This window comes from Qipengyuania aestuarii, assembly GCF_019711535.1.
In the GTDB taxonomy this organism is placed as follows: domain Bacteria; phylum Pseudomonadota; class Alphaproteobacteria; order Sphingomonadales; family Sphingomonadaceae; genus Qipengyuania; species Qipengyuania aestuarii.
In genome coordinates, this window is the sequence record NZ_JAIGNP010000003.1 from 869,454 (window position 1) to 882,548 (window position 13,095).

At 63.2% G+C, this 13,095-nt stretch carries 7 protein-coding genes; 4 read left to right on the forward strand and 3 right to left on the reverse strand.

Features of this window, described 5'->3' with window-relative positions:
- Positions 1-175: 175 nt before the first annotated feature.
- The 4 genes from mtnP to K3175_RS14000 all read left to right on the forward strand — a co-directional run bounded on the left by mtnP (position 176) and on the right by K3175_RS14000 (position 6,336).
- Positions 176-1,048: an S-methyl-5'-thioadenosine phosphorylase gene (gene mtnP / locus K3175_RS13985; RefSeq protein WP_221544078.1), complete on the forward strand. Its 873-nt coding sequence runs from the start codon at positions 176-178 to the stop codon at positions 1,046-1,048.
- Positions 1,045-2,538, forward strand: a complete 1,494-nt coding sequence (glpD, locus tag K3175_RS13990) for a glycerol-3-phosphate dehydrogenase (RefSeq protein WP_221544079.1) — start codon at positions 1,045-1,047, stop codon at positions 2,536-2,538. Before mtnP ends, glpD begins: the two co-directional genes overlap by 4 nt.
- An 83-nt stretch (positions 2,539-2,621) precedes the next feature.
- Complete coding sequence (gene putA, locus K3175_RS13995; protein ID WP_221544080.1) at positions 2,622-5,762, forward strand: bifunctional proline dehydrogenase/L-glutamate gamma-semialdehyde dehydrogenase PutA; 3,141 nt, start codon at positions 2,622-2,624, stop codon at positions 5,760-5,762.
- A gap of 46 nt (positions 5,763-5,808) precedes the next feature.
- Positions 5,809-6,336 carry a hypothetical protein gene (locus K3175_RS14000; protein ID WP_221544081.1) on the forward strand — a complete coding sequence of 176 codons (528 nt, stop codon included), beginning with the start codon at positions 5,809-5,811 and terminating at the stop codon, positions 6,334-6,336.
- 134 nt (positions 6,337-6,470) lie between these two features.
- On the opposite strand, the gene K3175_RS14005 is transcribed toward K3175_RS14000, so the two are convergent.
- The 3 genes from K3175_RS14005 to K3175_RS14015 all read right to left on the reverse strand — a co-directional run bounded on the left by K3175_RS14005 (position 6,471) and on the right by K3175_RS14015 (position 13,058).
- Positions 6,471-9,665: an autotransporter outer membrane beta-barrel domain-containing protein gene (locus K3175_RS14005; RefSeq protein ID WP_221544082.1), complete on the reverse strand. Its 3,195-nt coding sequence runs from the start codon at positions 9,663-9,665 to the stop codon at positions 6,471-6,473.
- Between the two features lie 85 nt (positions 9,666-9,750).
- Positions 9,751-12,057 carry a TonB-dependent receptor gene (locus K3175_RS14010; protein WP_247710903.1) on the reverse strand — a complete coding sequence of 769 codons (2,307 nt, stop codon included), beginning with the start codon at positions 12,055-12,057 and terminating at the stop codon, positions 9,751-9,753.
- A gap of 71 nt (positions 12,058-12,128) precedes the next feature.
- Complete coding sequence (locus K3175_RS14015) at positions 12,129-13,058, reverse strand: FecR family protein (RefSeq protein WP_221544084.1); 930 nt, start codon at positions 13,056-13,058, stop codon at positions 12,129-12,131.
- Positions 13,059-13,095: the final 37 nt, after the last annotated feature.

A 13,095-nucleotide genomic window follows, 5' to 3' on the forward strand; every position in this document is an offset into this window, starting at 1 on the left:
AAGTGCCGCGCGTGTCAAACAGGCCGGCGGTGAAGAGGAATGAATAGGTTTGCAGACCTGGCAACTTTAGTTGTCGACCCGGCTTCCCCAAGCCCCTCCCCCTTGTTAACCCAAAATGCAAACCTGCCGGTGACGCCTCGAAGCCATGGGCGCGGCGGTTAATAAGGAACTGATTATGAGTGAATGGACCATCGGGATCATCGGCGGCTCGGGCCTGTATGCGATGCAGGCGCTCGAGGACCGTCAATGGATCGAGGTTTCTTCGCCGTGGGGCAAGCCGTCCGACAAGATCCTGTGCGGCACCATCGGCAACGTGCGGGTCCGCTTCCTACCGCGCCATGGGCGCGGCCATCCCATCATCCCGGGAAAAGTCGATTCCCGCGCCAATATCGATGCCCTCAAACGCGCCGGCTGCACCGATATTCTGGCGATCAGCGCGGTTGGTTCCCTGTCGGAAGATCTGCCGCCAGGCCGCTTCGTCTGTGTCGATCAGTTCATCGATCACACTAAGGGCCGTCCGTCGACCTTCTTCGATAATGGTTTCGTGGCGCATGTTTCCATGGGTGATCCTGTCTGCGAACGGCTTTCCAAATACGCGGTGAAGGCGGTCGAGAAGGCCGGGGGCGAAGTGACGATGGGAGCAACCTATCTTGCGATGGAGGGTCCGCAATTCTCAACCCGCGCCGAGAGCCGACTTTATCGCCACTGGGGCGCCGAAGTCATCGGCATGACCGGAATGCCCGAGGCCAAGCTCGCGCGTGAGGCCGAGCTGCCTTACGCCATGCTGGCGATGGTGACCGACTGGGACAGCTGGCGCGAGGAAGAGGCGGCGGTCGACGTGGGTGTCATCATCGAACAGATGGGCAAGAATGCCGAACTTGCCGTCGCCACGGTCGAGGAGTTGTGCCTGAGTTTGCCCAAACGGCGTCCGCCTTCCCCGATCGATCGGGCGCTCGATTCTGCGATCATCACGGCACCGGAGAAACAGGATCGTGGCCTGTTAGCCAAGCTCGATGCGATCGCCGGCCGGGTGCTGAACGAGCGGTGAGCGATCCTTTCGATCTTCTGATCATCGGCGGGGGCATCAATGGAGCGGGCATCGCCCGCGATGCGGCAGGCCGTGGAATGAAGGTCGCGCTGGTGGAGAAGGACGATCTGGCTTCCCATACTTCGTCTGCCAGCACCAAGCTGGTGCATGGCGGTTTGCGTTATCTCGAACAGTTCGAATTTCGCCTAGTGGCGGAGTCTTTGCGCGAGCGGGAGGTTTTGCTGCGCAATGCCCCGCACATCATCTGGCCGCTGCGCTTCGTTCTACCGCACGAGGCGAGCATGCGCCCGAAGTGGATGTTGCGGATCGGCATGGGCCTTTATGATTGGCTCGGCGGGCGCAAGAAGCTTCCGGGCTCCCGGCAGGTCGATCTCGGCGTCAGTCCGCACCGATCGATCCTGCGAGACGGTTATGAGACCGGATTCGAATATTCGGATTGCTGGGTAGAAGACAGCCGACTGGTCGTGCTGACGGCAATGGATGCTGCGGCCCGAGGGGCAAGCATTCACACGCGCACCGAATGTGTCGGCTTCGTGCGGCAGACCGATCAATGGCTGGTCACCCTGCGCGACGAAAGTGGCGAACGGCAAGTGGCGGCACGGACGGTCGTCAATGCAGCCGGTCCGTGGGTCGATCAGGTGGCGAAAACCGCGCTGGGCCGAGGTACTCCTGCGCATCTACGCTTGGTGAAAGGCAGTCACATCATCGTGCCGCGCGCCTATCCGGGCGATCACGCCTATATCTTCCAGCAGGATGACGCGCGGATCGTCTTCGCCATTCCCTACGAGCGCGATTACACTCTCATTGGCACGACCGATCTGCTCTACGAAGGCGATCTCGACCATGTTCATATCAGTCGCGAAGAGCGCGACTATCTTCGCAAGGCCGCGACGAAGTATTTCCGAAGCGGCGTTACGGAAGAAGACATCGTCCATACCTATGCCGGGGTGCGCCCGCTTTACGAAGATAAGGCGGCCAGCAATTCAACTGTGACGCGCGATTATGTGTTCGAGCTTGAAACAGAGGGCGGCGCGCCGATCCTGTCCGTCTACGGCGGCAAGATCACAACGTACCGCAAGCTTGCCGAGCACGCTCTCGCCAAGCTCGCACCGCATGCCAATGCTTCCCGCAAGCGCTGGACAGCAGATGCGCCTCTTCCAGGTGGTGACATGGCGGATAGCGATTTCGCCCGATTTCTCTGGGCAGCGAGCGAGCGGTATGAATGGGTCCCGCCTGAAATGCTGCTGCGCCTCGCACGCGCATACGGCACCAGGCTTGATGCGCTGATCGGCAAGGCCGGGTCACTGGCCGATCTCGGCCAGCACTTCGGCGGCGATCTGTATGAAGTGGAGGTCGAATACCTCATCGCCAACGAATTCGCTCTCGGCGCCGAAGACGTGTTGTGGCGGCGCAGCAAGCTGGGTCTCCACCTTCCGGCTGAAGCAGTGCAGGCCCTGCAGCAGTGGTTCGCTGAGCGTGAGTTACGCTAGGGCCGGAATTCACAGAGCTTGAAAGCGGCCTGCATGAGGTCCAAGTGGCCATCATCCGTAAACCCTGTTTCCCCCGGAGTCGTATGGCTTTGAATGATCCTGTCCGTCTTTCCCCGATCTCTCGCCAGGCCGTGCGCGAAGCCTATCGCGAGGAAGAAAACGCCTGCGTCGCCCGACGGATGGAACAGGCCTCTTCATCCGCAGCGAAACATGCGGAGGCGGCGGATCTTGCCGGTCGGCTGATCGAAGGCGCACGAAGCCGCAAGGCGAGCGGGATCGACGCTTTCCTGCACCAGTACGGACTGGCCACCGAAGAGGGCGTGGCGCTCATGTGCCTCGCCGAAGCTCTTCTTCGCGTACCAGACGCGGCGACGGCCGATGCGCTGATCCGGGACAAAATCGGCGACATCGACTGGTCCGAGCATGTGGGTGAAAGCTCGTCGACCTTCGTCAATGCTGCGACATTCTCGCTGATGCTTACGGGCGAAGTGCTCGAACGGCCTGAGGAAGCCCAGAGGGGCATGGGGTCGACGCTCAAGCGCACGATCAATCGCCTCGGCGAGCCGGTCATTCGGAAGGCGACGCTGCAAGCCATGCGGATTCTGGGCGGTCAGTTCGTCTATGGGCGCACTATCGAAGAGGCGATGAAGCGCGCTTCGCCGGAACGCGCTCGCGGTCTTACGCATAGCATCGACATGCTGGGCGAAGCCGCGATGACCTATGAGGACGCCGATCGATACGCCGCGGCGTATGAACGCGCCATCGACCGCCTGGCTCGCGAAGGAACTGGCAAGGTATCGACCAGCCCCGGAATTTCGGTCAAGCTTTCGGCGCTGCATCCGCGATATTCCTTCCTCCATGCCGACCTTGCTGTCGGCGATCTGCTGCCGATCGTCCGCCACCTGATGACCAAGGCGCGGGATGCGAACATCCACTTCACCATCGACGCCGAGGAAGCCGACCGGCTCGAATTGTCTATGGACATCATCGAGGCGCTGGCACGTGACGACAGCCTTTTCACGCGCCCCGACGGTAGCCAGTGGGAAGGTTTCGGCCTCGCCATTCAGGCCTATCAGAAGCGCGGCGTGCCCATGTGTGAATGGGCTGCGCGTCTGGCCCGCAAATATGACCGCAGGTTCTTCGTGCGGCTGGTGAAGGGTGCTTACTGGGACACCGAAATCAAGCTCAGCCAGGTTGGCGGGTTCGACGATTTCCCAGTGTTCACTCGGAAGCTCGGCACCGATGTCAGCTATCTGGCCTGCGCGGAGAAGCTGCTGGCCTGTGACGATGTCATCTATCCCGCTTTTGCCACCCACAATGCCTATACGATTGGTGCGATCAAGGCGATCGCGGGCGGCAAGGACTTCGAATTCCAGCGCCTCCACGGCATGGGAGAAGATGTCTACGGGACGCTTGCCCAGATCGAAGGCAATGCGCGCACCAATGTGCGGATTTACGCACCAACCGGCACGCACAAGGACCTGTTGGCCTATCTCGTGCGCCGCCTCCTGGAGAACGGCGCGAATTCGAGCTTCGTCAACCGCATGGCCGATGCCGATGTGCCGGTAGAGGAGCTGACGACATGCCCCATCGCCGACATGAAGGCGCTCGAGCCTTATCGCAATCCGGCGATCCCGCTTCCCGCAGACATTTTCCCGAACCGCCGCAATTCGGCCGGTATCGACCTCAGCGATCCGCTGGTACGCGAACCGCTGCTTGAACGGCTGGAGAAGCTGGATGCAAAACAGTGGCGCGCCGAACCGACTTTCATGTCGGGGGCCGACGGCGAGGTTGCGCCGATCAACAAGCCACACGATCTGTCCGCGCAGGTGGGGACCCGCCGTGATGCACTGGATTTCGAAGTAGAGGAAGCGATCACGCGGGCACAGGCGATCCAGCCGGGCTGGAATGCGCTCGGCGGCGAAAAGCGTGCCGTGTTGCTCGAAGCGGCTGCCGACCTGTTTGAAGAGCATACGGACGAGTTTCTCTCGCTCTGCCAGCGCGAAGCCGGCAAGACCCTGCAGGACGCCGTGCTCGAACTGCGCGAAGCCGTCGATTTCCTGCGCTACTACGCCACCGAGGCGCGCCGGTTGTTCGATCAGCCGATTCCGCTGCCCGGACCGACGGGCGAAGAAAACCGGCTTACTCTCAACGGTCGGGGCGTGTTCGCCTGCATCTCGCCGTGGAACTTCCCGCTCGCGATCTTCATCGGAACGCCTGCCGCTGCAATGGCAGCGGGCAACACGGTCGTGGCCAAGCCTGCTGAACAGACCCCGCTCATCGCGGCGCTGGCAGTCGAATTGTGCCATCAGGCCGGCATTCCCGAAGAGGTCTTTCAGCTGTTGCCGGGCGCAGGCGACGTGGGTGAATTCATCACTTCCGATCCGCGTATTGCGGGCGTGTCGTTCACCGGTTCGACCCAGACGGCGCAGGCCATCAACCGCAGCCTGGCCGCGCGCGACGGGCCGATCGCCACGTTGATCGCCGAAACCGGCGGCCAGAATGCCATGATCGTCGATTCGACCGCGCTGCCCGAACAGGTTACGCGTGACGTAGTGGCCAGCGCCTTCCAGAGCGCGGGCCAGCGGTGTTCGGCCCTGCGAGTCCTGCATATTCAGGAAGACGTTTACGACGAGATGCTGGAGATGATCCGCGGCGCCTTCAAAGCGCTGACGATCGGCAATCCTGAAAATCTCGCCACTGACGTCGGCCCCGTCATCGATCCGGATGCCAAAGCTGCGCTCGAGAGGCACATCGCCCGCCGTCAGACCGGTGGATCGCAGGTTTGGCGCCGCCGCCTGCACCGCGGTGCATCGGCCGGTTGCTATGTTGCGCCGACCATCATCGAGGTCAGTTCCATTCTCGACCTGAAACGCGAGAATTTCGGCCCGATCCTGCATGTCGTGAAGTACAAGGCATCTGAGATCGGCCGGGTGATGGATGACATCAACGCCACGGGCTACGGCCTGACCCTGGGACTGCATAGCCGCAACGACGACATGCGCGCTTTCATCGAATCGCGCGCCAAGGTCGGCAATTTCTACGTCAATCGCAACCAGATCGGTGCGGTCGTGGAGAGCCAGCCTTTCGGCGGGGAAGGGCTCTCGGGAACTGGTCCCAAGGCCGGCGGACCGCACTATGTTCAGCGCTTTGCGACCGAACGCGTAGTCTGCATCGATACCACGGCAGCGGGCGGCAACGCCACGCTGCTGGCAAGTGGCTGAGGCCAGTCATTGCGAATTCATGGCGCGCCGGTGTAAAAGGCTCGCCATGGTTCGCATCTTCAGACATCTTGCCGTTCTCATCGCCTTCGCCTGGGCTTCCATGGCGGCGGCCTCGGTCGACATCACTTTCCATTCCTTCAACGGATCGATCTTCGCGGGTCGCTATCCGCACACCTTCGTGTCCATGGAGGGCACGTTGAATGATGGAACGCCGGTGAAAGAGAATTTCGGTTTCTCGGCAAAGCGCGCTGGCCCGGCTGTCCTGGCCGGTCCGGTCGAACACATCGTAATGACCGAGAAGGAGAAATGGCTGACTAAGACTAATCGCCATTTCACTCTCAGCATGACCGACGCCGAATACCGCGAGGTGCGCAAAATGGTCGAGGACTGGCGCAATGCGTCGGGCAAATATTACGACCTCGACAGCCGGAACTGCATTCACTTCGTCGGCGAGATCGGACGCATCATGGGGTTAAGGATAGAATACCCCAAAAAACTGCTGCGTCAGCCCAAGAGCTGGCTGAACCATATCTCGACCCTCAACCCGCAGCTTGGGGCGGCGCAAGTCGACTGACTGGTTGCGGGCCTTTCCGCCTGCCTATGAAAAGGGCGACCCGGACGCCGTGAGGCGCCCGGGTCTGGAGTCCGACAAACCCGTTGGGGTTGGGGCAGGGAGATCGAATTCGCCGGACCCGTTCGTGAAGCTTCTTACAAAGCGAAGTTGACTACGGTGCGCAGGGCATACCCGACCTTGTCGTTGCGCTGCTCTGCCGACAGTTCGCCGGTCACCGTGTAATAATTATCGCCGCCCTGACCGCGCAGGCGCGCAAACCATCCACTTTCCCGTTCGTCCGGAACCAAGGTGAACGCCTCGCCTTCACCGAAGTGTGCGGTCGTCGCACCCAGCGCGCCGTCGAGGATTTCGCGCCAACCGCCCTCGGCTTCGAGGCGGAACCAATTGTCGTCTCCGCTGCTCATGCCCAGAAGGTCGAAGCCGACCGCGGTGGCGAGGTTAAGGCCGAGCTCGTCGCTGGTGCGATCCTCGATCACGAGGTCGAGCGCCTTCCCGCCGCCGCTTTCCTCATATCCGTCTTCGCTCAGCCGCACGTAGTCGACGGTGACCGATGGCCGGATGAAGAAATACTGCCAGCCGCCTTCCATCGAGCCGCCTGCGATGAAGGAGGTCGTGTTGCCCGACCAGTCGCGTTCGATCCGGCGTTCGATCTTCTCTTCGCCATTCATGCCGACGAAGTAACGCGATCCCTCGAAGTCGCTGAAGCCATAGGAGCCGCGCGCGAAAGCCGAGAATGCGCCCCAATGACCGCGCCAGAACAGCGCGGCTTCATACGTGTTCGAGATGATCGAGTTCTCGACGCCGGTTTCATGCTCGTTCCACAGCCAGTTGGCGGTGGCACCGATCTTGCCCAGTCCGGTGACCAGTTCGAGACCGCCGGAAAAGCCAAGTCCGTCGAGATCATAGGTGGCGGATTCGTCTCTGCCCTTGCTCGAATCCCATCCGGCTGCATCGAGGATGACCCTTAGCCTGCCTTCCTGCTCCATCGGGCCTTGCGGCGCGGCGAGGGAGCGCGCGAATGTGCGCATGCCCAGGCTAATGCCATCGAAGGCTCCGCCTGCATGATCGGGCAGCGTCTGAGCGACCGTGGCAGCGAACAGCTTCGCATCGGTGATCCCTAAGAAAACGCCGGCAACATCATCGTCGGCGGACAGGGCCTTGTAGAGCGCGTCATAAGTACCGGCCTCGGCCCGGTTCAGGCCCAGATCCTTTGTATCCTTGCGGGAAATCGCGACATTTATTTCGCCTGCCGATTGATTGACTGCCAGTGCCGCCTTGAAGATGAAGGGCACCAGCGTGCTGTCGGTGTCGAGATCGCCTGCGCCGGTAAGGCTGCCAGCGCGGATGACGGTGTAGGTGCCTTCCGCATTGTCGATGTCGGTGAGCCTAAGCTTCAGCTTGGCACCATCGGCGAAGCTGGCATTTCCGCCCACGGTCAGCGCGCTGCCGGCACCTGCATCCTTGCTCAGCGTAGCGACGATGGTGCCGGTTGCGCCAACGTCGAGCGAGGCGATCGACGTCGGCGATGCAAGGTCGAGCGTGCCTCCGTTGACCGCCACGGCGACGTTTTGGCCCTGCAGCAGCTTGCCGCTGAAGACGGCCTTGTCCGTCAGCGTCAGCGATCCCGCTGCACCGCCGAAATCGGCCTGGCCAGAGAAGGTGGAGGTGTTGGAGAGAGCGAGCGCGCCGACCTGGGCGACGTTCCCCGCATATTGGCCATCGCCGGACATGGTCAGGCGATTGGTCCCGGCCCCGAAGGACACGTTGCCGGTTACCTTGCCATCCGCAATCTTCAGCACGTCGTCGCCGCTACCAAAGCGGATGTCGCCCTCGATCAGAGGGGCTTCGACGCCCGAGCCAACCGCCGTCTGCGAGACGGTGGCGCCCGAAGTGACACTGGTCAAATCGATCGCGATCTTGCGTCCGGACGCGGCTTCGGGGCCGCTCGCCACGATCTTTCCGCTGTTCTCGACCGAAGTGAGCGTACCGCTGCGATCGACGATGGCGATGGCGGTGCCATCCTTGCCGCCCGCAGTCGCCCGGATGGTGCCGCTGTTGCGCAGGACGGGCAGGGCCGCGCCGCTGTCGATCGCGACTGCGGTTGACACTGCGCCGGTCGCCTTGCCGCCCGCTGCCGTGATGGTTCCCGCATTGCGCAGTTCGCCGGTCGACGCGCCTGCGCCAAAGCGCAGGGCAGTCGCATCTGCATCTTTCGAAGTCGCGGCAATGCTGCCTGAGACGCCCATGCCATTGGCGATCGATACCGCACCGCCGCGGCCCCCGATGACCATGCCGTTACCGTCTATTCCGGCGTAGACACCCTGGCCTGCGATAGCGCCATCGACGATGAGGCCGAAGCCCGTGCCGGTTGCTGCCACCCGTCCGATCGCAATATCGCGGTCGGCGGCGCCGATCACGACGGCAGGAGCCGCGCCATAGGATACGACCTTGGCGTTTCCTTCCTTGGCGTCCTCGATCCCGTCCTTGTCTTCATCGGGATTGTCCTTGTCGGCATCCTTGGGCGCGACGGCGAAGATGATGCCCTTGGCCACATCGCCTTCCACCACGACGGCGCTGCCGCCCTGGAGAAGGTCGTCCGCATCCAGTTTCGAGGCGTCTCCAGGTGCGGTGGTATAACGGTAGCCGGTGCTTCCGATGTCTCCCTGAACCACCAGCGCGCCGTCGATGTCGCCCGCAAACTTGGCGGCCGTCGCACCCTGACCGATCGCGGTGACGGTGCCGGCCAGTCGCACATCGCCCGTGACGTCATGCAGGCTTACGCCCATAGTTTCGTTGCCGAGCACGCTGGTCTTGCCGTCATGCACGAACTTGCCGTCCAGCGTTCCCGCGACTGAAATGCCGGCGGACTGGTTGCCTTCCACTGCAATGGTGCCTGTGTGGCGGATGTCCCCGGTCAGATTGCCGCGGACCCGGATACCGGCGCGGTCGGTCCCGACCGCGAAGGGGCCATCAAGATCGCCGTCCTTGTCGCTGTCGGTCGGGGTGTAGGTTTCATCAATCGTGATGCTGCCGGAATTGACGATGCTGCCCTGCCGGTCGCCCGTGACTTCGATGCCGCTCGCCCCGTCGGCATTGCTGACGACAAGCTTGCCTTCATTGGTGGCGCTATGGTCGGAATCCACGATGATCGCCGAACCGGCAGTCAGCTCGACCGATCCGTCCTTTGTGACCTTTACCGCGTCTCCTGCGCCGTTCTTCAGCTGCGAGGTGCGGATCGGCTGCGTGCGTTTCGCGTCGACGACTGTCTGGGCGGCAAGCGGGGTAGCCAGGGCAGCAAGCGCGCTGCCGGCCAGAAGGGTACGATACATGAAGTCCTCCGTCTGTGTCAGAGAGGGGGACGGAGACCTCGGCGGATTGCCTTGGCCCGGCGCGACATTTTTTGATCGCACAGAGTCAGAAAGAAAAATCGACGCCCAGGCGGATCGAGCGCGGGCGCAGCGGCGTCACTTGTTCGCGCATGACGGCAAAGGGCGTTCCCAGCGCGAAGCGATTGCCTACGGTGTCTGCGAGATTGGTAATGGCGAGCGTTGCGCCGACCCGCGGATTGCCGAGGCGCACTGTGGCACCGCTGTCGAGATAGTCGCCTTGCAGATCGCCGAGTTCGGGCCCCATGCCGAGCCGGGATTTGCCGATATAGCTTGCCCACAGCCGCGCATCGAGATCGAGATCCCGGCTGACCGGATACGAATATTCGATCCCGGCTCTGCCCGAAAACCGCGCGATGTTCGGAACGTGGCTTACACGCGAAGCGGCCAGCAGCCGCGGCTCATCGATATGGCTTTCGTTGACTGTCAGGCCGCCGCTCAGCCGCAGGCCCGGCGCTAGGCGCGCGCCGCCCGTGGCACTGACGCTCCAGACCCGGCCATCCCCGATATTGGCGGTGCTGGGCAGGCCGAAATCATCGATGAAATCCGCCTGGATGTCCTCCCATCGCGTATAGGACAGGTTCACGGCGAGATCGAACGGGTCTCGTCCCGGCCGGCCGTTGCGGATGCCAAATTCGATCGCGCGGGCGTGGTCCTGTTCGAACCGCCGGACAAATTCCTTTTCGATGGCAAGACCGCCGGGCCGAAAGCCTTCCTGATAGCGCGCATAGAGGCTTGTGGAGGGGCCTGGATGGGCGACCAGAGAGACGGACGGAAGGAAGGCCGATTGCGTCCGGCTCTCGGTAACTTCCGCCCGCGCAATCATCAGCGCGAGGGGCACGTCTTCAGCACCGCCGCCGAGCCGCACCGTGGTATAGCGCGCGCCCGCCGAGGCGATGAGGCCCTTGCGAAGCCGCACGGACACTTCGCCATAGGCAGTCGCTTCGGTCACGGTATTCACGACACCCGGCGTCGCGGAGCGCAGGATCTGCTGCTGGAGGGAGCGGCTCAGCTGAGTCTCGTTATCGATCAAGCTGACCCCGGCCAGCCATCCGAGCGTCTGCGTGTCGTCGAGCGGTCGCCACAGCCGGGTTTCGTGCGCCAGCATGTTGGTGTGATTGCGCTGCGTGAAAATCCGCTCGTTCTGTTCGACCGTGGTCGCATCGTAGCGCTCCTCCAGGTCCTGGCTGACGATGCCGGTCGTGGACCGCAGATGGACCGTGCCCATTCGCCCGGCGACAACGAGCTGGCCGTGCCGGTAATCAGCGGCGGACCCTTCCTGTACGCGGGCCATGCTTTCGTAAGGCGGCCCGTTCCTGGCGGTATACTGGCTGTCGTCGGCCCGGGTCGATTGCGCCAACCCAATGACATCTACGGTCCAGTCGGGCGCAAGTTGCAGCCGCGCCATGGCTCGCCCCGAAAGGATTTCGGTGCGGTTGACGTTGTCACGGCCGAGCATCGGCTTGTCGATATAGCCGCCCTCGCTTGCCGCATCGGCGACCACCCTGATGGCGGCCCGATCGGTAAGGAGCGGGATATTCACCATGACGCCGGCATCGGCGCTGCCGGTGCCGCCCTGGGTCAGCCCGCCGCCGAGCGTACCGCGCAGCGATGCGTAATCGAGGTCGGGGGAGTTGGGCACCATCCGGATGATGCCGCCGAGCGAGCCGGCCCCGTAGAGCGTGCCTTGCGGCCCTTCGAGCACTTCGACACGCTCGAGATCGGATAGCCGAAGATCGGGGTCGGGCGCGTTATAGCTCAGCCGCATATCCCCTAGGTACTGCCCCACGGTCGCCTGCGTCGGCCCTGTGAAACTGGAATCGGCGATGCCGCGAATGAACAGCTTGTTGCGACCGCTGCCGAGATAGGTGGATGCCACCGTCGCGATGCGCTGGGTGATCCGTTCGGTCCCGCCGACCCCGCCCAGTTCCAGCTCTTCGCCCGTCAGGATAGATGCCTGCGCGGGGAGATCCTGCAGCTTGGTATCCCGCTTGCTGGCGATGACGACGATTTCTGGCATGGGCGCCGGTGGGGGAAGCGGCACCGCAGGCTGTGTCTGGGCCGTTTGCCTCGACTGCTTTTTCGGCGGCGATCTGCGGGAGAGTTGGCGCGGAGCCGGTTCGATCCGCCAGGCGCCGCCGCGCAAGGGCACTGCCCTCGCATTCACGCTGCGTGCGAGACGGTGCACTGCCTCGCGCGGACTCATGCGGCCGCTTATGCGCGGCGCGCGGCGCCTGGATACGGCGCTGTCGGCGATCACGATGCTCGTGCCGGTCTGGCGGGCGATGGCGATGGCCGATTCCGCGACCGGTCCCGCCGGCGCATCAATGGCCATATCCTCTGCGGCAGCTGGCGATGCCAGCGCGCAAATCACGGCAAGCGTGCAGGCAGGCCCGGTCCGCATCGTCACTCGGCGTGGAGGACCCAGCCGGTCTCTTCACGCTCGACCCGGATGCCCAGCAATTCGCCGAGCATTGCCGGATCCGATTTCAAGGGATCGAGCAGGACGCTGCCTGAAACCGGACGCTCGCGGCTGCCGGGCGATACCCGGTAATCCACCCCGGTCTCGGCCGCGATTTCGGCCGCGACGTCTGCCAGAGATGCATCGCGGAACGTCAGGCGGCCGTCCTGCCATTCGCCCACCTGGTCGGTGGAAAGCTGATCGAGGCGGTATGAGCCGTCTGCGCTGGCGATGGTCAGCAACTGGCCGGGATTGACCATCCGGTTCTGCTGTTCGGGATTATAGATCACCGCGCCTTCGGAAACGCCCACCCGGATCTGGGCCGACCGGATCGCTACGTCGAACACCGTGCCTGCATCGACCAGGGTGGAAGAACCGACATCCAGATGAAACGGCGCGCGTTCGTCATGTTCGATGCGGAACAAGGCACGGCCCTGATCGAGGCGCGCATAGCGCGTCTGATCACTTTCCAGCGTCAGCGCGCTGTCACCGCCGAGCAGGATCGAACTGCCATCGCCAAGCTGCACCAGCTGCGTTTCGCCTGGAGCCGTGCGGTACATCTCTTCGCCCGCGCCCGGCTGCCACAACCACAGCGCACACAGCAGGGCGACACAGGCGGCCAGCGCCGCGCCATACCAGCGGTAATTCCGGCGCGGGGTGTCGGACACTTCGGGGGGAGCGCCGTCATTGGCCGGGGCCAGGCGCAGCGCCTCGGCGCTCGTTTCGGCGGCCATCACCGCGTGATCATAGGCGGCGTTATGCGCCGGCGATTGCTCCAGCCACAGCGTGAAGTCCTCCCATGCTGCGAAGTCGGGCTCGGCCGTCCGCATCGCCCAGTCAGCCGCCTCGGCCATTATTCGTGAATCATGCGCCATGCAAAATCGCTCCTGTCCCTAGGACGGAGTCCTCGCG